Raw genomic sequence first — 22,044 nt, 5'->3', positions numbered from 1 at the left:
CGCCCCGTAAAAAACTACAACGACTGGAGACACCATGAACCACCTCACCAGAGGCGCGCTCGCGCTCGCCTGCGGCATTGCCACGTCCAGCGCCGCGTCCAGCGCCAGCGCGCAATCCTCGGTCCAGATCTACGGCATCGTCGACAGCGGCGTGGTCCACACCACCAATGCCGACGCCGAGGGCGACTCGATCACCAAGGTGCCGTCGCTGACCGGCTCCTTCCCGTCGCGCATCGGGTTTCGCGGCGCCGAAGACCTGGGCGGGGCCCTAGAGGCGTTCTTCGTGCTGGAAAGCGGCATCGCCATGGACAGCGGCGCGCTCGGCCAGGGCAACCGCCTGTTCGGCCGCGCCGCCCATGTCGGCCTGAAAGGCGACTGGGGCACGCTGACGGTCGGGCGCCAGGTGAACATGACGTATATCGCGACCATCAAGACCGACGTGATGGGGCCGAACCTGTTCGCGATCAGCAGCATCGACGGCTACCTGCCGAACGCGCGCTCGGACAATGCGATCGGCTACATGGGCAACTTTGGCAGCCTCGTGGTGGGCGCCACCTGGAGTGTCGGACGCGACGCCTCCAGCGCCGGCGGGCCGGCCGCCACGAACTGCGCCGGTGAAGTGGCGGGCGACGCGAAGGCCTGCCGCCAGTACACGGCCCTGGTGGGCTGGGAAACCAAGCGATGGGGCGTGATCGGCTCGTACGACAAACTGCATGGCAACGACGGCGCCGCCTTCGGCTTGACCAGCAGCGCGCATACCGATGTGCGCACCACCCTGAACGGTTACCTGATGCTGGGACCGACCCGCCTCGGCGCCGGCGTCATCCACCGCGACACCGAGGCCGCGACCGGCCAGGCGCAGTCGAACCTGTGGTACGTCGGCGCAAGCCACCCCATGGGACCGTTCACGCTCGACGCCCAGTGGGCCAGGCGCGACCTCAAGGATTCGCCGTCCGACGTGACGATGCTGGTGGCGCGGCTGACCTATTCCTTGTCCAAGCGCAGCCACGTCTACGCCGCGGCAGGCCGCATGGACAACGACGGCGCCTCGGCGGTCCCCCTGGATGCGGGCGGCACGGTAGGCGTCGGCATGGCGCAGAACGGCGTCATGATGGGCCTGCGTCACCACTTCTGAGCAAGGCGTCGGCTAGTCCGCGGCTTCGGGCGTCTCGGTGGCGGCGCCCGGGGCGCGCAGGCGCAGGTTCGCCGCCAGCATCGAAATGAACAGTTTCGTGGCCGGACTGAGCGGCCGCCGTGGATTCGACACGCTCACCACGCGCCGCACCAGGCGCGGCGACACGATGCCGTGGGCGCGCAGGCTGCCGTCATACAGTTGCCGGTGCACCGCCACGCGCGGCACGATGGTCGCCATCCGGGTTTGCTCCACCAGCTTGATCGTCGCGACCAGCGAATCGATCTCGAACTTGGGCGCCAGCTCGATGTTCTCGCTCTCGAAAAAGCTGTCGATATTCGCCCGCAGGCCGTGGCCGCGGGTGGGCAGCACCAGGTCGAGCCCGATCCCCGCCATCTGGCGCAGCGTCATGCTGGGCGCGAGGCTGCCTTCGAATCTGTGGCCGACGATCAGCACCATTTCTTCATCGATGATGTGTTCGACGTCGAGCGCCAGCGGACGACGCGGCTTGTTGACGATCGCGGCATCGAGGCGTCCTTCCGCGACCCGGTCCGCCAGCACGCTGGTGTAGCCGTCGCTGACCGACACGTCGACCCCGGGATACTGGCGTGAAAACGCGCCGAGCGTCTCGACCAGCACGCCTTGCGTGATGGAGGCGATCAGGCCGATATTGACGTGCCCGCGGATCTCTCCTTCGCTGCTCAGCATCTGCGCCTCGGCATTCGAGAAGTCGCGCATGATCGGCAGGAACAGGCGGTACATCTGGCGCGCCGCGTCGGTGGGCACCATGCCATGCTTGGTGCGCTCGAACAGCTTCTGGCCGAGATGCTCTTCGAGCCGGCCGATCTGCATGCTCAACGCCGGCTGAACGATGTGAAGACGGTGCGCCGCGCGGGTGACCGTGCCTTCCTCGTACAGGGAAATGAAATAATGAATCTGACGGAAGTCCATGGGCGAAACAGTGCGCGCCGGAGCTGACTGAAAGGAACATCATACCTTAGCAAGAACCGCTGGCCGGAGAGACGCGCACGCTTGACCAGAAAATTGTTAGCAAAGTGCTTACAATTGACTGAACAGACTCATGCTTGCGGAGGCCATATGTTCGAGCTCGATCTTGATTGGTGGGAACTAGTCGCGCGCGGCGCGATCGTCTACTGCGCGCTGCTCCTGATGATGCGCCTGTCCGGCCGGCGCACGGTCGGCCAATTCACGCCCTTCGACCTGCTGGTCGTGATGCTGCTGTCCGAGGCAGTCTCGAACTCGCTGACGGGCGGCGACGATTCGCTGTTCGGCGGCCTGATCATCGCAGCCACGCTGGTGGCCCTGACCGTGCTGTTCGCCTTCCTCACCTCGCGCAGCAAGAAGATCGAACGGCTGATCGAAGGCAGCCCGGTGCTGATCGGACGCGATGGGGTATTCTTCGAGAACGTGATGAAAGGCTGCCGCCTGTCGCAAAGCGATATCGAGGAAGCTTTGCGCGAGGCCGATTGCCCGCGGCCCGAGATGAAATGCGCCTTCCTCGAAGCCGACGGCCGGATCAGCATCATGCGCAATCCCCAGTGAACGGGCGGCGATTTGCCGCGCCGCTCTTGTCTCAACTGCCGAGATTTCTCAGCAGCCTTTGACCACCCGTACGGTGTGGGCGGGCTACTCTTCCTGTGCTAATTTTTTGGGCACCGCCGCCAATCCGGCGGCGCGATTGGTTTCTTTCCTGATCAGGAGGTCTACCATGAAACGAGCCCTCACCGTATTCGCGCTGGCCGCGTCGACCCTGGTCGCCGCCACCAGCCAGGCCGCGCCGGTCTACTACCGCGCGGTTGCCAGCGGCCCCGCCGAAGACATTCCCAACGGTTCGCCCGGGTCGAGCGTCGCGGCCTTCGAGATCGACGACCTCACCCTGCGCGCCGAGGTGCCGTTCCGCGACCTGTCCAGCCCGACCATCAGCGCCCACATCCATTGCTGCACGGTGGATGCCTTCCGCGGCGTCGCGCCGGTGGCGATTCCCTTCCTGGACTTCCCCTTGCAGGTCACTGCCGGCATGTATTCGGCCGCCTTCGACCTGGGCGACCCGGCCGTCTACGATCCGGACTTCCTGGCGGCCAACGGCGGCACGCCGCAGCTGGCCAGCGGCGCGCTCATCAATGCGTTCAACGGCAACCAGGCCTACGTCAACATCCACAGCACCGCTTATCCAGGCGGCGAAATCCGCGGCTTCGCGGTGGCGGCCCCGATTCCGGAACCGGCCACCTGGGCGATGATGGGGCTGGGACTCGGTATGCTGGCGCTGCTGGCGCAGCGCCGTTTTACTCCCCGGCCGCGCCTGGCGAAGTAATTGCCGCGGCGGCGCGGCGCGCCAGCAGGCGGCCCCAGGCGGGAATCGCCACCTGCCAGAAGGCCTGGCGCGAGCGCGGGGGCGCCAGCGCGAAGTCGAGGTCCAGGTCGAGGAATCGCGCCGCCTGCACCAGCGCGGCGACGGCGGCGGCTTCATCCCCCGCCGTCACCGCCAGCGCACCAGTCTGCTTAGACAATTTCTCACCGTTTTCGTTGCGCACCACCGGCACGTGCAGGTAGCGCGGCGTCGGCACGCCCAGCAGGCGCTGCAGGTAGATCTGGCGCGGCGTGGAATCGAGCAGGTCGGCGCCGCGCACGACGTCGGTCACGCCTTGTTCCGCATCGTCCACCACCACCGCCAGTTGATAGGCCCAGAAGCCGTCGGCGCGTTTTAGCAGGAAGTCGCCCGAGTCGTGCGCCAGGTGCTGGGTGACCTGGCCCGCGAAACGGTCGATGAAGGTGATTTCGTCCGCGCCGGCCTCGGGCACGCGCACGCGCAGGCTGCGCATGGTGCGGCCCGGCCCGAGGCCGTGGCGGCAGGTGCCGGCATAGATCGCCGCGCCGTCGGGCGCGAAGCCCAGGCGCGAATCGGCGATCTCGCGCCGGTTGCAGCCGCAGGGATAGGTGTCTTGCCGGATGCGGTCCGCCGCCGCCTGGTACAGGTCCTTGCGCCGGCTCTGCCAGACGATCTCGCCGTCGGCATGCATGCCCAGCGCATCGAGCAGCGCCAGGATGCCCTCGGCCGCGCCAGGCACGCTGCGGCCTTCGTCGATGTCTTCGATGCGCACCAGCCAGGCGCCCTGGTGCCAGCGCGCGTCGAGGTAGCTGGCCAGCGCCGCCACCAGCGAGCCAGCGTGCAGCGGGCCGGAGGGCGATGGGGCGAAACGGCCGATATACGGTTGGCTCACTGGCTTACTTCTTGGCCTTCTTTTCGTGCTCGGCGATGATGCCGGTGACCTGGTCGATCACCTCGTTCGGCACCGCCAGCGAGAGCTGGTAATGGACGATCTCGAACCCCTTCGCCGTCTTGCGGATTACGCCGCTGGCCATCGCATGGCCCATGTTCTTGGTGTCGAGCAATTCGTCGAACCAGATCAGCGACTTGTCGGCGGAAGCGTAGACGTTACGGCGGGTCGCCTTGAAAGTCCAGGCCGATTTGGCGTCGAAATACTTCTTCGACCAGGCCTTGAATTCGTCGCGCGTCCACAGCTCGCTGCGGTCGGTGCCGATGTAGACACCGTCCTTGGCGATCTTGTCGAAATAGGCCATCCGCGTATTGGCCGCGTCGTCGTGCCATCCGTCGACGAAGGCGTTGACCTGCTTCGTCAGTTCGGCATCGGTGGCGGCGTTGGCAGCGCCAATCAAGCCCAGGCACAGGAAGCAGGCGGTCAGGAAGCGTTTCACGGAATGTCCCTTCGTTGGAGTTGTTGAGCGCGGTTATTGTACACATGGAAATGTATCGAACCACGCTCCCACCCTGCTATCGGTGCAGCTCACCTGCCCGTTCCGGCTGGTAGTCGATGTCGAGCACGGTGGCTTCGAAGGTGCCGCCGCCCGGGCGTTGCCAGGTGATGCTGGCGCCGACGCGCAGGCCCAGCAAGGCGGTGCCGACCGGCGTCAGCACGGAGAGCTGCTCGCCGCTGTCCTTCATGTCCTTGGGGTAGCTCAGGGTCATGGTCACGTCTTCGTCCGAGCCCGCGAAGCGGAAGCGCACGCGCGAATTCATGGTGACGACGTCGGGCGGCATGTCCCATGGTTCGACCATTTCAGCACGCTCGAGCTCACTCAACAGGGCGTCGCGCGCATTGGCTTGCGCGGCGGGAAGGCGGTCGAGGATGCGTTCGAGACGCTCGAGGTCGAGCCAGGATACGACGATGGATGGTTTCATGTGTACTCCACAAAATGACCGGATAAGGTCGAGATTGATGACGGCGCAGCATGGTCGATGCGGCGCTTCAGTGAATGGAGGCGGCCCGGGAGGATGGGCAGGCGCTGGCCTGCCGTGTTTCCTCACCGAGCCCGGGAAAGCCGGGCGAGGTCGAGGCTGGAAAGGTGCGCCGCTCGGCGCGATGCCACGCACGTGCACACGCCACCTGCGCTCAGGAGCGATGCGGCGGCAAATTGTGACAGGCGTGCTTGGTTCATGGCGGGCGGCGAAGGCGATTAACGCAGTATAGCCCGCTTTGTCGTCCAGTCAACCGGCGGCTGGACGATCGCTTGATTACTTGGTGGCAGCGGCCTTGCTCACGAGGGCGTCGAGCACCTGGCCGGTGGCCGTCATCAGCTGGCCCACGTCCTGGATCTTGTTGGCCTGGCGCACCGCATCCGGCGACACGACGTACCTGCCATCGATGACCACCGTCGGCGTGCCGCTCACCTTGTAGGCATTGGCGATCTGCGACAGGCGCTTGAGCCTGGTCTGCACGCCGAACGAATTCCAGGCTTCCATGAATTTCGCCTTGTCCAGGCCGTTCGCTGCGGCCCAGGCGATGATGTCGTCGTCCTTCATCAGGCGCTTGCGCTCGACGTGCACGGCGCGAAACACGCGGTGATGGTATTCGTCGAGCTTGCCCATCGCTTCCAGCGTCAGGAACAGGCGCGCTTCCGGGTCGAGCGGGCCCTGGAACGGTAGCGGAATGCGGCGCATGACGATATTGTCGCCCTGCTTCTTCGCCCAGTTGACGAGGGTCGGCTCGAATGCGTTGCAGGCGCCGCAGTGGTAGGCGAAGAACTCGATCACCTCGACCTTCTTGCCGACGGCCTGGGTTGCCTGCGGCGCGGCCAGGGTGGTGAATTCGGCGCCGTTGCGCGGCTCGAGCGGCGACGCGTTGGCGACGCCAGCCGCCAGTGCGGCCGCAGTCAGGACAAAATGCGGGGCAAAACGCATGAGACGCATATCTTTCCTTCGGCAAATATGTAGACGAAGGCGAGATTACCACTTTTTCAAGTGTCGACGGCCGCCTAATACAGGTCGTGACGCACTGCGTGCGCATAGTGCGTGTCGAGCTGGGCGCCTTCTTCCTGCGAGATGCCGGTGAGCCGGGCCAGGACCTGGCCGGGCGTGGGCACCGCGCCGCGCTCCAGCCGGCTTTCCGGCTCCCACAGCCTCGCCCGATTGCCCGCCTTCCCGCAATGGAACAGCACTTCGTTCAGGCGCACCACGGTCGCGCTTTTCGGCATCTTGCCGTTCTCGCTCAGGGTCGCCAGCAAGTCGGGCCAGGCGCTGACACGCGCGATGCCGTTGATGCGCAAGAACACGTCCAGGCCAGGGAACAGAAACAGCATGCCGATGCGTTCGTCCTGCGCCAGGTTGCGCATCGACTCGATGCGATTATTGCCGGGCCAGTCGGCGAAGGCGACGGTGTGCGGATCGAGCACGCGCACGAAACCGGGCGGACCGCCACGCGGTGAGGCGTCGAGACCGTTGCCGCTGGCCGTCGCCAGGCAAAAGAAGGTGGCGACCTGCAGGTACTGCTCGTGCACGTCGACCAGGCGGTCGAGCACGGCCTTCTGGATCCGCTCGGCGGGCGCCGCGTACAGGGCGTCGAGATCGACGCCGCCCGGAACGGCCGGGAATGCCTCCATCGTGGACATGGGTTTGTTCCTTGTAGTCATGATGGAAGCAGGGTAGCATCGGGATCGATGGCGGCTGTACAGCAACCACGCCATCGAATAACGAAATGGCGCCACAATCTCAGCATGAGTAACTTCGTCGTCGACCATGGATTGGTCAACTGGGCCGATGGGCCGTCCGTCATCGTCGCCGCCGGGCGCGACGACAGCATGCGCCAATCGGAACCGCACTCCCACGCGCGCGGCCAACTGTTCGCCTCGATGCGCGGCCTGCTGACGATCGGCGTGGCCGACGCCGTCTGGGTAGTGCCGTCGGTGCACGCCGTCTGGCTGCCTCCGCACCACGTGCATTCGGCGCGCTCGCACGGCCCCTTCGAGGGCTGGGGCGCTTACGTGGCCGAGAGTTCATGCGCCGACCTGCCCTCGTCCGCCTGCACCATCCGCATTTCGAACCTGCTGCGTGAAGCCGTGATGCGCGCCGCCAGTTGGCCGCTGGAGCGCCACCGGGCGCTGACGCCGGCGCAGGAGCGCATCGCCGGCGTCATCATGGACGAGATCCGCGACCTGCCGCCGGAACCGCTTGGCTTGCCGATGCCGCAGGATGCGCGCCTGCAGCGCATCGCCAGCGCACTGGTCGACGATCCGGCATCGAAGCGCGATCTCGATGCCTGGGCGACCTGGGGGGCGCTCAGCAGCCGTACGCTGAGCCGGCGTTTCGTCATGGAGACGGGTTTTACGTTCACTGCCTGGCGCCAGCGCGCACGGCTGATGCGCGCGCTCGAGATGCTGGCGGCAGGCGAGCCGGTGGGAACGGTCGCGCTCGACCTGGGCTATTCCACGGCCAGCGCTTTCATTGCCGTGTTCCGGGAAGCGTTCGGGTGTACGCCAAGCGTTTACCAGCGTCGCTTGCTGGCATGGGACGTTGTGAATTAACTGTTTAGCCGCAAGACCTCACCAGCACAGTTGTTCCATGCTTCCTGTCGTCAAAGTAACCTTTCAAATGAGGGGGCTTATGCTTCATGTGAACAGGGACGGCTACATTGTCAATGCGCGTGTCCGGTGGCAGCGCCTCTGATCGAACGCGGAGTTCTGCAATACCGACGACTGAGATATTCCGACACCCGGTCGTCTCCCGCAAAAACCCGACTGAAGCGAGAAGCGCGTTATGGTAATTGCTCCATTGCTCCTTGCCCTCGCAGCAGGCGCGCCCCCGGCTACGGTCGATGGTGTAGGGACTGAACCAAATATGGGCAACACGCATCTCTCCCCGATCAGCACGATCACGATCCGAAACAGTGGCACGACATCCCCCGCATCAGGCGAACCGGCGGACCAGTGCGCCGATTTCAAGCTCAGTTATCATGAAATCCGTGCCTACATCGATAAAGCGTCCCACGTCACCGAACACGATTACCTGCACATGCTCGACTGGTCCCCCTGCCATGCGAGCGGCGAGATAACCTTCAATAATGGCCTCACGGGTACCTGGGCAATCCAGCGGTATCGCGCCGGTTCGCTCAAGCTGAGCGACGGCCGGACGCTCTACCTGTATTGTCCTCGATGCCAGGCGAAAGCCTTCCCGATGACGGACGAATGATCGGCCACTGCCTGCTGGTGCGACGGGCACAAAAAAAGCGGACCGAAGCCCGCTTTTCCAGTGACAGCGCGTCGAATCAACGCTTGTCGATCGCTGGCACGTCGCGCACCGGCGAACCGACGAACAGCTGACGTGGACGGCCGATCTTCTGTTCCGGATCGGCGATCATTTCGTTCCACTGGGCGATCCAGCCGATGGTGCGGGCCATGGCGAAGATGCCGGTGAACATCGAGGTCGGGATGCCCAGGGCCGATTGCACGATGCCCGAGTAGAAGTCGACGTTCGGGTACAGCTTGCGCGACACGAAGTATTCGTCGTTCAGGGCGATCTTTTCCAGTTCCATCGCGAGCTTGAACAGCGGGTCGTCCTGCAGGCCCAGCTCGTTCAGCACTTCGTGGCAGGTTTCGCGCATCAGCTTGGCGCGCGGGTCGAAGTTCTTGTACACGCGGTGACCGAAGCCCATCAGCTTCACGCCCGAGTTCTTGTCCTTGACCTTCTCGATGAAGGCCGGGATGTTCTCGACCGAGCCGATTTCCTTCAGCATGTTCAGCGCAGCTTCGTTCGCGCCGCCGTGCGCCGGGCCCCACAGGCAGGCGATGCCGGCTGCGATACAGGCGAACGGGTTGGCGCCCGACGAACCGGCCAGGCGGACGGTCGAGGTCGATGCGTTCTGCTCGTGGTCCGCGTGCAGGATCAGGATGCGGTCCAGGGCGCGCACCAGCACGTCGTTGACCTTGTACTCTTCGCACGGGTTGGCGAACATCATGTACATGAAGTTGGCGCTGTACGACAGGTCGTTGCGCGGGTACATGAACGGCTGGCCGATCGAGTATTTGTAGGCCATGGCCGCCAGCGTCGGCAGCTTGGCGATCAGGCGGATCGCCGAGATCTCGCGCTGCTTGGCGTCGTTGATGTCCAGCGAGTCGTGATAGAACGAAGCCAGCGCGCCGACCGTGCCGACCAGCACCGCCATCGGGTGCGCGTCGCGACGGAAGCCACGGAAGAAGAAGTTCATCTGCTCGTGGATCATCGTGTGCTTGGTCACGGTGTCGCTGAACTCTTCTTTCTGCTTGGCGTTCGGCAGTTCGCCGTTCAGCAGCAGGTAGCAGGTCTCCAGGAAGTCGCAGTTGACGGCCAGTTGCTCGATCGGGTAGCCGCGGTACAGCAGTTCGCCCTTGTCACCGTCGATGTAGGTGATGCTCGAGTTGCACGAAGCGGTCGACATGAAGCCAGGGTCGTACGTGAACTTGCCGGTCTGGCCGTACAGCTTGCGGATGTCGATGACGTCCGGGCCGATCGTGCCCTTGTAGATTGGCATGTCGACCGACGGGCTGCCGTCCGAGAACGACAGGGTGGCTTTGGTATCAGAGATGTTCATGGCACTTCCTTCTTGTGGGAGTGGGTCTACAAAATAAAACGAAACCGGAGGGCGCCGCGACCAGCCCGCGAGACAGACCGGATGCCCAATTTCGCTTACGCTTGCCGCAACCGCGCCAGCAAGGCACGCACATGCGGCAGGTCGACTTCGCCGGAAGGCTCGGAGCGTCCCAGCAGCAGGTCCATCAACGGGTTGTCCGCCAGATCGAGCAGACGGGTCAGCGCATCGACCTCTTCGTCGGTCAGTTCTTCTTCGTGCGCATCGAGGAAGCGCGTGAGAATCAGATCGTTCTCGAGCAATCCCCGGCGTGCGCGCCAACGCAGGCGGGCACGGTTGGCGGGATCGGATTGATGCGCGTTTGCACTAGGTTTCACACTAGAGTCCGTTGTTGGTTCGACATCATACTCCGGCTGCCGCGATTCGGCAGTACGGTACTTTTACTGTATTGCTTCGGCATATTTGGTGCCGAGGCGGGGTGTGCACACGTTCGTTGAGCGCGTCGGCGGAAGGACCCGCCAACCCGTGGGGTGGACGGCTTGCCGTCCACGCGTTCAACCTGCGGTGAAATACCACATCGGTCAACGCACGTCTGCACACCGCATGCGGCGCCAAACCGGCCGCCGCATGCATGACACCAATTAAATGGCGCGACGAACCAGCAGTTCCTTGATCTTGCCGATCGCCTTGTTCGGATTCAGGCCCTTCGGGCACACGTCCGTGCAGTTCATGATCGAGTGGCAGCGGAACAGGCGGTACGGGTCTTCCAGGTTGTCCAGGCGGTCGTTGGTCGCTTCGTCGCGCGAGTCGGCGATGAAGCGGTAGGCCTGCAGCAGGCCGGCCGGGCCGACGAACTTGTCCGGGTTCCACCAGAACGACGGGCACGAGGTCGAGCAGCAGGCGCACAGGATGCATTCGTACAGGCCGTCGAGCTCTTCGCGCTCTTCCGGCGACTGCAGGCGCTCTTTCTCGGGCTTGATCGAGTCGTTGATCAGGTACGGCTTGACCGAGTGGTACTGCTTGAAGAAGTTGGTCATGTCGACGATCAGGTCGCGCACCACCGGCAGGCCCGGCAGAGGACGCAGCACGATCGGCTGGGTCAGCTCGTTCAGGTTGGTGGTGCAGGCCAGGCCGTTCTTGCCGTTGATGTTCATCGCGTCCGAACCGCACACGCCTTCGCGGCAGGAGCGGCGCAGGGCCAGCGAATCGTCGACGTCCGACTTGATGCGCTGCAGGACGTCCAGCAGCATCTTGTCGGTGTCTTTCAGCTCGACGGTCACGTCTTGCATGTATGGCTTCGAATCCTTGTCCGGATCGTAGCGGTAGATTTTCAGTTGGACGGTGCGTGCCATTTGATTACCTGTTGTATCGGGCCGGTGCGCGATGCCCCGGCCCAGTCAATATTAGAAAGTACGGGCCTTCGGCTTGAAGGTGTCGACGGTCAGCGGTTTTTGCACCACCGGCTTGTACTCGAGGCGGTTGCCTTCCGAGAAGAACAGGGTGTGCTTCATCCAGTTCGCGTCGTCGCGGTTCGGGTAGTCGCTGTGGGCGTGGGCGCCGCGCGATTCCGGACGGGCCGCTGCCGACACGATGGTCGCCTTGGCGGTCTCGATCAGGTTGTCCAGCTCCAGCGCTTCCACGCGGGCGGTGTTGAACACCTTCGACTTGTCCTGGAACGACACGTGCTTGCGGCGCTCGTCGAGCTTCATGATTTCCTTCACGCCCGTATCCAGCAGTTCCTGGGTACGGAACACGCCGCAGTATTTCTGCATCGTGGCGCGGATGTCGTTGGCGACGTGCTGCACCTTCTCGCCACCGGTCGAGGTCTCGAGCTTGTTCAGGCGCGCCAGCGCGAAGTCGGCGGCGTCCGCAGGCAGTGGCTTGTTCGCCTTCTGTTTCAGGTTCGAGGCCACCACGTGGTTGCCGGCCGCGCGGCCGAAGACCACCAGGTCGAGCAGCGAGTTGGTGCCCAGGCGGTTCGCGCCGTGGACCGAGACGCAGGCGCATTCGCCGATCGCGTACAGGCCATTGACGATCTTCTGGCCGCCAGTACCGTCAGGCGCGACGACTTGACCGTGGATATTGGTCGGGATGCCGCCCATCTGGTAGTGGATGGTCGGGACGACGGGAATCGGTTCCTTGGTCGCGTCGACGTTGGCGAACTTGTGGCCGATCTCCAGGATCGAAGGCAGGCGCTTCTCGATGGTGTCCTTGCCGATGTGGCGCAGGTCGAGCAGCACGTGGTCTTTATTCGGGCCGCAGCCGCGGCCTTCCTTGATCTCCTGGTCCATCGAACGCGACACGAAGTCGCGCGGCGCCAGGTCCTTCAGGGTCGGCGCATAGCGCTCCATGAAGCGTTCGCCGTTCGAGTTGATCAGGATACCGCCCTCGCCGCGCACGCCTTCGGTGATCAGGACGCCGGCGCCCGAGACACCGGTTGGGTGGAACTGCCAGAACTCCATGTCTTGCAGCGGCAGGCCGGCGCGCGCCGCCATGCCCATGCCGTCGCCGGTGTTGATGAAGGCGTTGGTCGAGGCGGCAAAGATGCGGCCTGCGCCGCCGGTGGCGAAGATGGTGGTCTTCGCTTCCAGGATCATCACGTCGCCGGTTTCCATTTCCAGGGCCATCACGCCGACCACGTCGCCTTCGGCGTCGCGGATCAGGTCGAGGGCCATCCACTCGACGAAGAAGTGGGTGCGGGCGCGGACATTACGCTGGTACAGGGTGTGCAGCAGCGCGTGGCCGGTACGGTCGGCCGCGGCGCAGGCGCGCTGGACCGGCTTCTCGCCGAAGTTGGCGGTGTGGCCGCCGAACGGACGCTGGTAGATGGTGCCGTCGGGGTTGCGGTCGAACGGCATGCCGAAGTGTTCGAGCTCGTACACGACCTTCGGGGCTTCGCGGCACATGAATTCGATCGCATCCTGGTCGCCCAGGTAGTCGCCACCCTTGACGGTGTCGAACATGTGCCAGTACCAGTCGTCCTCGCTCATATTGCCCAGCGAGGCGCCGATCCCGCCCTGCGCCGCGACGGTGTGCGAGCGGGTCGGGAAGACTTTCGACAGGACCGCGACGTTCAGGCCGGCTTCGGCCAGTTGCAGCGAGGCGCGCATGCCGGAACCACCGGCGCCAACGATGACCGCGTCAAAACGACGGGTAGGAATTGCAGTTTTGATTGCTGCCACGATTACACACTCCAGAGAATTTGCACGGTATAGGCGACGCAGCCCACCAGCCAGAAGATGGTGATGAATTGCAGCGTCAGGCGCAGGCCGACGTTCTTGACGTAGTCCATCCAGATATCGCGGATGCCGACCCAGGCGTGGTAGTACAGGCCCAGGAAGGTGACCATCGACAGCAGCTTGAACCACTGTTTCGCGAACAGGCCGGCCCAACCTTCATACGTGAAATTCTGGCCGGACAGGAACATGGCCAGCAGGACGACGGTGTAGACCGCCATGAGGATCGCGGTGACGCGCTGGGCCAGCCAGTCGCGGAAGCCATAATGGGCGCCGACGACGAGGCGACGCTGGCCGATATTATTCTTGCTTGCCATGGTTTAGAACACTCCGAACAGTTTCAGGCCGACCAGGGCGGTCAGCAGCAGGCTGATGATCAGCACCCAGCGCGCGGTCTTCTGGGCGGCGTCCTTGTCCAGGGCAAAGTGATTGTCCATGAACAGGTGGCGGATGCCGGCGGTGAAGTGGTGCAGGTAAGCCCAGGACAGGCCCAGCAGGATGATCTTGACCAGCGGGTGCGAGACGATGCCGGCGAAGTAGCCGAACGACGATTCCGACAGCAGGCTCTGCTGGAACAAATACAGCAGGAACGGCAGCAGCAGGAACAGCCCGGCGCCGCTGACGCGGTGCAGGATCGACACGATCGCCGATGGCGGCATGCGATATTTCGTCGTGATATCGCCGATTCCGACGTTGCGATACACCGGCCGCCCTTTCTTGCTTGCTTCTCTCACGGCTTCCGACATGATGGTACACCTCCCATTTATGACAAATTTTTGTATGAACCCTGCATTCTTGCCGATTTCAAGGCCCGGTCCGGGAAAGTGGGACCAAGCCAGCGGGACAGCGAGCGGCGAACCGGGTCATGTCCGTCGCGTACCCAAAACCAATATATTTTAATCGCATTCACGCGATCGCCGCAGAGGGGAGTTTTATTCCGCTTGCTATTTTCCGAATTATTTGAAAAGACAGAAAACAGAGAATATTTACTCGTCTATTTTCTGTTTTATTCTCCTTACGACAACTCGTTCAAATAATGGTGTTTCGCGGTCGAGTACAGCTCGCGGCGCAGCTCGACCGCCTTGTCGCCGTAGGTGAACGACACCCGCTCGCCCAACAGCAGCGGCGTGCCGGGCGCCACCTTCAGGTGCTCGGCCGTGGCCGCGTCGGCCGACACCGCCCGGATCTTTTCGGTCGCGCGGATCATGCGCGTGCCGAATTCCGTCTCGAACAGGCCGTACATCGGCCCCTTGTATTCCTGCAGCCGCTCCGCGCTCAGGCCCTTGAACAGCTGGCCCGGCAGCCACAGCTCTTCCAGGATGGTCGGCTGGCCGTCGAACGACTGCACGCGCTTGATGTAGACCACGGCGTCGCCCGACTTGAGCTCGAGCAGGCGCGCGACCTCGGCCGGCGCACGGATGCGCTTGACCTCGAGGAAGCGGTTCTCGGGATGATGGGGGACGCCTTCATCGGGCATCAGTCGCAGGAAGCGGAAATGGGCGCGCTCTTCGGCGTGGCTGGCAACGAAGGTGCCCTTGCCCTGGCGCCGCACCACGAGGTTCTCGGCGGCCAGTTCGTCGATTGCCTTGCGCACGGTGCCCTGGCTGACCTTGAAACGGGCCGCCAGCTCGACTTCGCTCGGCATGAGTTCGCCAGGTTTCCATTCACCGGCCTGCAGGCTCTGGGTGATCAGTGCCTTGATCTGCTGGTACAGGGGCCGGAACGACGGCGAGCCACTGCTGACAGGATCAACGGCCGGATTGGACGGGGCGGAATTCATAGACCGCGATTTCACCACAAAAGAGCATGACCGTCCAGTATTAGAGGTCTTTAGATATGTGTCTTATATAAGACATATGATATTGAATTGACAGACCAAACGGCAGAGGAATACACTCATGGCCGACCGGGAGTCGGCGCCACTCTTGACATCATTGTACGCGCGCGACACCCGTCATTCGACCTTGAAGGCTTGAAGTGCGCTTTTGGTATCATTGCAGCTTCATCAAACCGCAGTGAAAGTAACTTGTAACCAGACAGGCGTATGCTCGGCGTCGACCTCGGCGCAAACCGTTTTCATTCCCACTTTGGAGATTCATCATGGCTAAAACCCCAATGCGCGTCGCCGTCACCGGCGCGGCCGGCCAGATCGGCTATTCCCTGCTGTTCCGCATCGCCAACGGCGACATGCTGGGCAAGGACCAGCCGGTCATCCTTCAGCTGCTCGAGATCGACAACGAGAAGGCACAGAAGGCGCTCAAGGGCGTCATGATGGAAATCGACGACTGCGCATTCCCGCTGCTCGAAGGCATGACCGCCCACTCCGACCCGATGACCGCCTTCAAGGACGCCGACGTCGCCCTGCTGGTTGGCGCCCGCCCACGCGGCCCGGGCATGGAGCGCAAGGACCTGCTGGAAGCCAACGCCCAGATCTTCACCGTGCAAGGTAAAGCCCTGGACGCCGTCGCTTCGCGCAACGTCAAAGTGCTGGTGGTCGGCAACCCGGCCAACACCAACGCCTACATCGCGATGAAATCGGCCCCGAACCTGCCGGCCAAGAACTTCACCGCCATGCTGCGCCTGGACCACAACCGCGCCCTGTCGCAAGTGGCCGCCAAGACCGGCAAGGCCGTCAAGGACATCGAGAAGATGGTCGTTTGGGGCAACCACTCGCCGACCATGTACGCCGACTACCGCTTCGCCACCGCCGGCGGCGAGTCGATCAAGGACCTGATCAACGACCAGGAATGGAACGCCAACACCTTCCTGCCGACCGTCGGCAAGCGCGGCGCCGCCATCATCGAAGCGCGCGGCCTGTCGTCGGCTGCGTCGGCCGCCAACGCCGCCATCGACCACGTGCGCGACTGGGTGCTGGGCACGGGCGGCAAGTGGACCACCATGGGTATCCCTTCGGATGGTTCCTACGGCATCCCTGAAGGCACCATGTTCGGCTTCCCGGTCACCACCGAGAATGGCGAATACACCATCGTGCAGGGCGTGGATATCGATGCGTTCTCGCAAGAGCGCATCAACCTGACCCTGAAAGAGCTGGAAGAAGAGAAAGCCGGCGTCGCTCACCTGCTGGGCTGAGTTTGAATCATGGCGCGCGGCATTTGCCGCGCGTCGACCGTGCCGTGCCATTCACCTGGCACGGCCGTTTCATGTTGCGAGAGATATGCACCCTTCCGAGGTTTTATTCCAGGGCAAACGCCAGCCACTCCTTCTCCCCGCCTGCGACCACTACGCCGGCTCCGAGAAGCTGATGCGCAAATCGATGGCCCTGCAACAAGAGCTTGGCCCCCTGTTCGACATCACCTTCGACTGCGAAGACGGCGCCACCGCCGGCAGCGAACTGGAACACGCCATCCTGGTGGCGCAGCTCGTCAACAGCGACGACAACCATTTCGGCCGCATCGGCGCGCGCCTGCACGAGCCGGCCAGCCCCCATTTTGCGAAAGACGTCGAATTCATCGTCGGCGGCGCGGCCAAGCGCCTCGCCTACGTGGTGCTGCCGAAGGTGGAAAGCGCGATGGAAGTCACGCGCGCGATCGACCTGATCAACCAGCACGCCCAGGCCGCCGGCCGGCCAGACCTGCCGGTGCACGTGCTGATCGAAACCCACGGCGCGCTGCGCGAAGCCTACGACATCGCCGCCCTGCCCCAGGTCGAGTGCCTGTCGTTCGGCATCATGGATTTTGTGTCGAGCCACTATGGAGCCATCCCCGCGAGCGCGATGCGCACCCCGGGCCAGTTCACCCACCCGCTGGTGGTGCGCGCCAAGCTCGAGATGGTGGCGGCCTGCCACGCCCACGGCAAGGTGGCGTCGCACAACGTCACGACCGACATCAAGGACAGCCCGACTGTCGCCAACGACGCCCAGCGCGCCGGCGCCGAATTCGGCTTTACCCGGATGTGGAGCATCCATCCGGACCAGATCAAGCCGATCCTCAAGGCGTTCACGCCGCGCCTGTCCGAGGTGAATGAAGCGACGAATATCCTGACGGAGGCGATGGCGGCGGACTGGGGACCGATTGCTCAACATGGCCGCTTGCACGACCGTGCGAGCTACCGATATTATTGGTCGGTGTTGCAGCGTGCCAAACTGGCGGGCCTCGCGCTGCCGGAAGCCGCTGCGGCAATCGTCAACCTCCCCGACAGCGAATAATCCGACCCATGTCCACCCTTCTCCCCAAATTCGTCGCCGCCTGCGCTGTCGCGCTCGCGGCCGCCGTCGTGTGTGCGCCGGCAAGCGCTGCAGCCGCCAAGGAAACGCATCCGAAAGCGGAGAAAGTCCTGAAGGCGCAAGCCAAGAAGAAACCGTCGAAGAAGGCGCAGGCTGCGGCGGCGGCTGCAGCGGCTGCCGCGGCTGCCGCCGCGGCGGCCAATCCTCTCGAAGTCGACGAGCCGGACATCACCGACACCAAGGTGACCGAATACGCTTGCGAACTCGGCAACAAGATCACGATCTATACCAACGACGCCGATGACAGCCATATCGCGCTGCGCTGGAAGCAGCGCCTGCACCGCCTGGCCCGCATCGGCACCACCACCGGCGCGTTGCGCTTTGAAAATCCGCACTATGGCCTGATCTGGATCGGTATCCCGTCCAAGGGCATCCTGCTCGATTCGAAGCTTAACCGCCAGTTGGCCAATGAATGCAAGAACGCCGAACAGTCCGCGATCGTGGCGACCGCGGAACCGGAGGCGAGCAAGACTTGAAAGTGCGGCGCGGATTTTCCCGGATCTCCGCGCCGTTCTGTCGCCCGAAGTTATATCTGGTCCGTTATTTCCGTGAACGCTGCTGTTGAAATAACAATATTCCCACTGAAGGAGAGATTATGTCTCGCAACACTCTGAACACACTGAAGGAATTCCCGATCGGCGCAGGCCAGAGCGGCCAGTTCCATTCGCTGCCGGCGCTGGCGGAAAACCTCGGTGTGAACCTGTCGCGCCTGCCGGTGTCGATCCGTATCGTCCTCGAGTCCGTGCTGCGTAACTGCGACGGCAAGAAGGTCACCGAAGAGCACGTCAAGCAAGTCGCCAACTGGGGCGCGACCGCAGAGCGTACCGACGAGATCCCGTTCGTCGTGGCCCGCGTCGTGCTGCAGGACTTCACCGGCGTGCCGCTGCTGGCCGACCTGGCCGCGATGCGCAACGTCGCCGCCAAGATGGGCGCCGATCCGAAAAAGATCGAGCCGCTGGTGCCGGTCGACCTGGTGGTCGACCACTCGGTCACCATCGACCACTTCCGCGAGCCGGGCGCGCTCGACCTGAACATGAAACTGGAATTCCAGCGCAACAACGAGCGCTACCAGTTCATGAAGTGGGGCATGCAAGCATTCGACACCTTCGGCGTCGTGCCGCCGGGCTTCGGCATCGTCCACCAGGTCAACCTGGAATACCTGGCGCGCGGCGTCATGAAGCAGGGCGACATGTACTACCCTGACACCCTGGTCGGCACCGATTCGCACACCACCATGATCAACGGCGTCGGCGTCGTCGGCTGGGGCGTGGGCGGCATCGAAGCCGAAGCCGGCATGCTGGGCCAGCCGGTCTACTTCCTGACCCCGGACGTCATCGGCGTCAACCTGAAGGGCAAGCTGCGCGAAGGCTGCACCGCGACCGACCTGGTGCTGACCATCACCGAACTGCTGCGCAAAGAGAAAGTCGTGGGCAAGTTCGTCGAATTCTTCGGCGAAGGCACCCGTTCGCTGTCGACCACCGACCGCGCCACCATCGGCAACATGGCGCCTGAATACGGCGCGACCATGGGCTTCTTCCCGGTGGACGAAGCGACCGTCGACTACTTCCGCGGCACCGGCCGTACCGAAGAAGAACTGGCTGCCTTCGAAGGCTACTACAAGGCCCAGGGCATGTTCGGCATCCCGCAGGAAGGCGAGATCGACTACACCCGCGTGGTGGAACTCGACCTGTCGACCGTGACCCCATCGCTGGCCGGTCCGAAGCGTCCGCAAGACCGTATCGAACTGGGCCACGTCAAGAACACCTTCACCGAACTGTTCAGCAAGCCGACCACCCAGAACGGCTTCAACAAGAACCCGGACGACCTGCACAAGGTCTACGAGACCACCAACGGCGTGCGCGTGAAGAACGGCGACATCCTGATCGCCGCCATCACCTCGTGCACCAACACCTCGAACCCGAGCGTGCTGCTGGCTGCGGGCCTCTTGGCCAAGAAAGCCGTCGAGCGCGGCCTGACCGTGGCGCCGCACATCAAGTCGTCGCTGGCGCCTGGATCGCGCGTGGTCACCGAGTACCTGACCGCCGCCGGCCTGCTGCCTTACCTGGACAAGCTGGGCTTCGGCGTGACCGCCTACGGCTGCACCACCTGCATCGGCAATGCCGGTGACCTGACCCCGGAACTGAACGCCGCGATCACCCAGAACGACATCGTCGCCGCCGCCGTCCTGTCGGGCAACCGCAACTTCGAAGCACGTATCCACCCGAACATCCGTTCGAACTTCCTGGCCTCGCCACCGCTGGTCGTCGCCTACGCGATCGCCGGCAACATGACGAAGGACCTGATGACCGAGCCAGTGGGCAAGGACAGCAACGGCGTCGACGTCTACCTGGGCGACATCTGGCCGTCGTCGCAGGAAATCGGCGAACTGATGCGCTTCGCGATGAACTCGGACGTCTTCAAGAAGAACTACGCCGACGTCAAGGGCAACCCTGGCGCGCTGTGGGAACGCGTGTCGTCGACCGAAGGCCAGGTGTACAACTGGCCTGAATCGACCTACATCGCCGAACCGCCGTTCTTCGCCGACTTCGAGATGACCCCGAAAGCAGCCGCCACCGGCATCACCGGCGCCCGCGCGCTGGGCGTGTTCGGCGACTCGATCACCACCGACCACATCTCGCCGGCCGGTTCGATCAAGGAAGACGGTCCTGCAGGCAAGTGGCTCAAGGAACATGACGTCCTGAAGGCGGACTTCAACTCCTACGGCTCGCGCCGCGGCAACCACGAAATCATGATGCGCGGCACCTTCGCCAACGTGCGTATCAAGAACAAGATGATCCCGCCGAAGGCGGACGGTTCCGCAGTCGAAGGCGGCATCACCCTGCACCAGCCGACCGGCGAACAGATGTCGATCTACGACGCTGCAATGAAGTACGTGGCCGCGGGCACCCCGACCATGATCTTCGGCGGCGAAGAGTACGGCACCGGCTCGTCGCGCGACTGGGCCGCCAAGGGCACCCAACTGCTGGGCGTGAAGGCCGTGGTCGTGCGTTCGTACGAGCGCATCCACCGCTCGAACCTGGTCGGCATGGGCGTGCTGCCGCTGCAGTTCATCGGCAACGACAGCGTCGAGTCGCTGGGCATCACCGGCAAGGAAACCTACGACCTGAAGGGCCTGGAAGGCGAGATCAAGCCGCAACAACTGGCGACCCTGGTGATCCACCGCGAAAATGGCGAATCGCAAGAGGTGCAGGTGCTGCTGCGTATCGACACCCCGATCGAAGTCGACTACTACAAGCATGGCGGTATTCTGCCGTTCGTGCTGCGTCAGCTGCTGGCTGCTTAATTCTGGAAGGCCCGCTGCGGCGGGCTGCCTGGATGGCAAAAGGGCTGGAATCCGGGAGGGTTCCAGCCCTTTGTTTTGCATGAACCTGTCCTGCATGCCATTTTCAAGAGCGTTACACATTGGCGGAGAGAGTCATATTGAAGAGATGAGCTTGGCGCCGCACGCAGTAAGGTCCTGGTCATATGCGACCTGCTTGCCGTGATGCTTGCGGGTGCTGCCGCTGGGCTGAATCGGGAACTGGCCTTTGCATTTGGGGCATAAGGTAGTGTCGCCTTCTACTGCAACGCACTTGCCGAGTACCGTGAAGTCCTTCACTGCGGAGATCACCTCGCCGCCATGCGTGGTCTTGTCACCGAGTCGGATGACACCTCGTCCGTTCTCATCTTTCATAGTGAACCTATTTGGTGTGGGTCATGCGGCGCTGCGTGCGGTGTCGTCATCCTGATTAGCCGCGATGACGTGATCGTCGGTACCGAGGAAGACTCGGCGATAACGCCAGTAACCAGGCATTTCCAGGCTCGGCGAATTGAAGCCGGCCAGCGAATCATGGACATAGTTATCAAAGAATGCAGCAAAAGATGGCGGTGTCGGAGCGGATTTTTTGGCGAGAGCAAGTACTGATCGAGCCTCCGGCTCGAGAAACGATGTCGTCACCAGATCCTTTCTGGCCCCCGTGAACAACACATCTTTAAAAACTGCAAGCGTTCGCTTGCTGATACTCATCCCGCCGCTTCGCGTCATCGCAGCAGCATCGCTGATCAAACTCTTGTTAAAGGTTAGCAGGATATCCTTATCGACCTGATTTGCTCGCTTGACTTGGTTGGTCGTGTGAAAGCGGTCGCGCACCTGCCATCGCCAGTTAAGGTATGGCTGGAGCCATTCGTACATTGGACGTGGCGCTAACGTGGTACCTGAGAGGAAGTCGTCAAATGCCTGGGCCAGTTCGGGATGAATCGCAAACGAGTTAAAGCTACCGGGGCTGACTACAGGCTTGGTGACCGGAACGCCAGCTGGAGCCTGTCAGAATTTCTGTGTGGAACGGGGTCATGAAATAATCCCGAAAGGACTGTTCCATGACCGAAGTGATGACCACCAAGAAGCCCAAAAAACAGAAAGCAGCGTACCCGTTTCCCGTTGAGCTGATCGACCAGTTGCTGGCCCAGGTTGAGAACAAGGACGCCGAGTCGATCCTTGGCGAATCGGGCCTCGCCGGGCAGCTCAAAAAAATGCTGGCCGAGCGTATGTTGTCGGCC

General features: G+C 63.2%; 24 protein-coding genes and 1 pseudogene. 10 read left to right on the top strand and 15 right to left on the bottom strand.

Annotation, left to right across the window (positions count from 1 at the left end):
- Positions 1 to 34 precede the first annotated feature (34 nt).
- Positions 35 to 1,135: a porin gene (locus HMPREF9710_RS10455; protein WP_005666180.1), complete on the top strand. Its 1,101-nt coding sequence runs from the start codon at positions 35 to 37 to the stop codon at positions 1,133 to 1,135.
- 12 nt (positions 1,136 to 1,147) lie between these two features.
- Here the strand turns inward: HMPREF9710_RS10455 and HMPREF9710_RS10450 are convergent, their stop codons facing one another.
- On the bottom strand, positions 1,148 to 2,083 hold the full coding sequence (locus HMPREF9710_RS10450; protein WP_005666179.1) for a LysR family transcriptional regulator: 936 nt from the start codon (positions 2,081 to 2,083) through the stop codon (positions 1,148 to 1,150).
- Between the two features lie 147 nt (positions 2,084 to 2,230).
- On the opposite strand from HMPREF9710_RS10450, the gene HMPREF9710_RS10445 reads away from it, so the two are divergent.
- Together HMPREF9710_RS10445 and HMPREF9710_RS10440 are read left to right on the top strand one after the other, a co-directional pair.
- Entirely contained in the window at positions 2,231 to 2,695 is a 465-nt protein-coding gene (locus HMPREF9710_RS10445) for a DUF421 domain-containing protein (RefSeq protein ID WP_005666178.1), read from the top strand.
- Positions 2,696 to 2,861: 166 nt separating this feature from the next.
- On the top strand, positions 2,862 to 3,464 hold the full coding sequence (locus tag HMPREF9710_RS10440; protein WP_005666177.1) for a CHRD domain-containing protein: 603 nt from the start codon (positions 2,862 to 2,864) through the stop codon (positions 3,462 to 3,464).
- On the opposite strand, the gene gluQRS is transcribed toward HMPREF9710_RS10440, so the two are convergent.
- The 5 genes from gluQRS to HMPREF9710_RS10415 all read right to left on the bottom strand — a co-directional run bounded on the left by gluQRS (position 3,436) and on the right by HMPREF9710_RS10415 (position 7,057).
- Positions 3,436 to 4,371 (bottom strand): tRNA glutamyl-Q(34) synthetase GluQRS, encoded by a 936-nt coding sequence (gene gluQRS / locus HMPREF9710_RS10435; protein WP_005666176.1) that lies wholly within the window; start codon positions 4,369 to 4,371, stop codon positions 3,436 to 3,438. The genes HMPREF9710_RS10440 and gluQRS overlap by 29 nt on opposite strands.
- 4 nt (positions 4,372 to 4,375) lie before the next feature.
- Positions 4,376 to 4,867, bottom strand: a complete 492-nt coding sequence (locus HMPREF9710_RS10430; RefSeq protein WP_005666174.1) for a nuclear transport factor 2 family protein — start codon at positions 4,865 to 4,867, stop codon at positions 4,376 to 4,378.
- 76 nt (positions 4,868 to 4,943) lie between these two features.
- The gene (gene rnk, locus HMPREF9710_RS10425; protein WP_005666172.1) at positions 4,944 to 5,351 is read right to left on the bottom strand and encodes a nucleoside diphosphate kinase regulator; all 408 of its coding nucleotides are present in this window, start codon (positions 5,349 to 5,351) and stop codon (positions 4,944 to 4,946) included.
- 333 nt (positions 5,352 to 5,684) lie between these two features.
- Complete coding sequence (locus HMPREF9710_RS10420; RefSeq protein WP_005666171.1) at positions 5,685 to 6,359, bottom strand: thiol:disulfide interchange protein DsbA/DsbL; 675 nt, start codon at positions 6,357 to 6,359, stop codon at positions 5,685 to 5,687.
- A 65-nt stretch (positions 6,360 to 6,424) separates the two neighbouring features.
- Positions 6,425 to 7,057 carry an MSMEG_1061 family FMN-dependent PPOX-type flavoprotein gene (locus HMPREF9710_RS10415; protein ID WP_005666169.1) on the bottom strand — a complete coding sequence of 211 codons (633 nt, stop codon included), beginning with the start codon at positions 7,055 to 7,057 and terminating at the stop codon, positions 6,425 to 6,427.
- Positions 7,058 to 7,162: 105 nt separating this feature from the next.
- Here HMPREF9710_RS10415 and HMPREF9710_RS10410 point away from each other — a divergent pair, with 105 nt between their 5' ends.
- Together HMPREF9710_RS10410 and HMPREF9710_RS10405 are read left to right on the top strand one after the other, a co-directional pair.
- Entirely contained in the window at positions 7,163 to 7,969 is an 807-nt protein-coding gene (locus tag HMPREF9710_RS10410) for an AraC family transcriptional regulator (RefSeq protein ID WP_005666168.1), read from the top strand.
- A 313-nt stretch (positions 7,970 to 8,282) separates the two neighbouring features.
- The gene (locus HMPREF9710_RS10405; protein ID WP_005666167.1) at positions 8,283 to 8,633 is read left to right on the top strand and encodes a hypothetical protein; all 351 of its coding nucleotides are present in this window, start codon (positions 8,283 to 8,285) and stop codon (positions 8,631 to 8,633) included.
- A 76-nt stretch (positions 8,634 to 8,709) separates the two neighbouring features.
- Here HMPREF9710_RS10405 and gltA read toward each other — a convergent pair whose 3' ends face one another.
- The 7 genes from gltA to HMPREF9710_RS10370 form a co-directional block, all read right to left on the bottom strand.
- The gene (gene gltA / locus HMPREF9710_RS10400) at positions 8,710 to 10,011 is read right to left on the bottom strand and encodes a citrate synthase (RefSeq protein WP_005666166.1); all 1,302 of its coding nucleotides are present in this window, start codon (positions 10,009 to 10,011) and stop codon (positions 8,710 to 8,712) included.
- A gap of 95 nt (positions 10,012 to 10,106) precedes the next feature.
- Positions 10,107 to 10,385 (bottom strand): FAD assembly factor SdhE, encoded by a 279-nt coding sequence (locus HMPREF9710_RS10395; protein WP_005666165.1) that lies wholly within the window; start codon positions 10,383 to 10,385, stop codon positions 10,107 to 10,109.
- 264 nt (positions 10,386 to 10,649) lie between these two features.
- Positions 10,650 to 11,360 (bottom strand): succinate dehydrogenase iron-sulfur subunit, encoded by a 711-nt coding sequence (locus HMPREF9710_RS10390; RefSeq protein ID WP_005666164.1) that lies wholly within the window; start codon positions 11,358 to 11,360, stop codon positions 10,650 to 10,652.
- A gap of 51 nt (positions 11,361 to 11,411) precedes the next feature.
- A complete protein-coding gene (gene sdhA, locus HMPREF9710_RS10385) occupies positions 11,412 to 13,190 on the bottom strand; it encodes a succinate dehydrogenase flavoprotein subunit (RefSeq protein ID WP_005666162.1) in 1,779 nt (592 codons plus the stop codon).
- A 2-nt stretch (positions 13,191 to 13,192) separates the two neighbouring features.
- Positions 13,193 to 13,561 (bottom strand): succinate dehydrogenase, hydrophobic membrane anchor protein, encoded by a 369-nt coding sequence (gene sdhD, locus HMPREF9710_RS10380; protein WP_005666160.1) that lies wholly within the window; start codon positions 13,559 to 13,561, stop codon positions 13,193 to 13,195.
- 3 nt (positions 13,562 to 13,564) lie between these two features.
- Positions 13,565 to 13,990 (bottom strand): succinate dehydrogenase, cytochrome b556 subunit, encoded by a 426-nt coding sequence (sdhC, locus tag HMPREF9710_RS10375; RefSeq protein WP_005666158.1) that lies wholly within the window; start codon positions 13,988 to 13,990, stop codon positions 13,565 to 13,567.
- A gap of 269 nt (positions 13,991 to 14,259) precedes the next feature.
- The gene (locus HMPREF9710_RS10370; RefSeq protein ID WP_005666157.1) at positions 14,260 to 15,024 is read right to left on the bottom strand and encodes a GntR family transcriptional regulator; all 765 of its coding nucleotides are present in this window, start codon (positions 15,022 to 15,024) and stop codon (positions 14,260 to 14,262) included.
- A gap of 320 nt (positions 15,025 to 15,344) precedes the next feature.
- Here HMPREF9710_RS10370 and HMPREF9710_RS10365 point away from each other — a divergent pair, with 320 nt between their 5' ends.
- From HMPREF9710_RS10365 to acnA, 4 genes are all read left to right on the top strand, one after another.
- Positions 15,345 to 16,334 (top strand): malate dehydrogenase, encoded by a 990-nt coding sequence (locus tag HMPREF9710_RS10365; RefSeq protein ID WP_005666156.1) that lies wholly within the window; start codon positions 15,345 to 15,347, stop codon positions 16,332 to 16,334.
- A gap of 85 nt (positions 16,335 to 16,419) precedes the next feature.
- Positions 16,420 to 17,409 carry an HpcH/HpaI aldolase/citrate lyase family protein gene (locus tag HMPREF9710_RS10360; RefSeq protein ID WP_005666155.1) on the top strand — a complete coding sequence of 330 codons (990 nt, stop codon included), beginning with the start codon at positions 16,420 to 16,422 and terminating at the stop codon, positions 17,407 to 17,409.
- 8 nt (positions 17,410 to 17,417) lie between these two features.
- Positions 17,418 to 17,963, top strand: a complete 546-nt coding sequence (locus HMPREF9710_RS10355; protein ID WP_005666153.1) for a hypothetical protein — start codon at positions 17,418 to 17,420, stop codon at positions 17,961 to 17,963.
- Between the two features lie 119 nt (positions 17,964 to 18,082).
- Complete coding sequence (gene acnA, locus HMPREF9710_RS10350) at positions 18,083 to 20,791, top strand: aconitate hydratase AcnA (RefSeq protein ID WP_005666152.1); 2,709 nt, start codon at positions 18,083 to 18,085, stop codon at positions 20,789 to 20,791.
- Between the two features lie 132 nt (positions 20,792 to 20,923).
- Here the strand turns inward: acnA and HMPREF9710_RS10345 are convergent, their stop codons facing one another.
- Both HMPREF9710_RS10345 and HMPREF9710_RS10340 read right to left on the bottom strand, forming a co-directional pair.
- Positions 20,924 to 21,181: a PAAR domain-containing protein gene (locus HMPREF9710_RS10345; RefSeq protein ID WP_005666150.1), complete on the bottom strand. Its 258-nt coding sequence runs from the start codon at positions 21,179 to 21,181 to the stop codon at positions 20,924 to 20,926.
- 21 nt (positions 21,182 to 21,202) lie between these two features.
- Positions 21,203 to 21,679, bottom strand: a complete 477-nt coding sequence (locus HMPREF9710_RS10340; RefSeq protein WP_040776080.1) for a hypothetical protein — start codon at positions 21,677 to 21,679, stop codon at positions 21,203 to 21,205.
- Between the two features lie 185 nt (positions 21,680 to 21,864).
- Here HMPREF9710_RS10340 and HMPREF9710_RS28230 point away from each other — a divergent pair.
- A pseudogene (locus HMPREF9710_RS28230) lies at positions 21,865 to 22,044 on the top strand (IS256 family transposase); the annotation flags it as partial.

The sequence above is a fragment of the Massilia timonae CCUG 45783 genome, assembly GCF_000315425.1.
GTDB classification, from domain to species: domain Bacteria; phylum Pseudomonadota; class Gammaproteobacteria; order Burkholderiales; family Burkholderiaceae_D; genus Telluria; species Telluria timonae.
The sequence above is the reverse complement of the archived record's forward strand: the minus strand, read 5'-3'. Positions and strand labels throughout refer to the sequence as shown.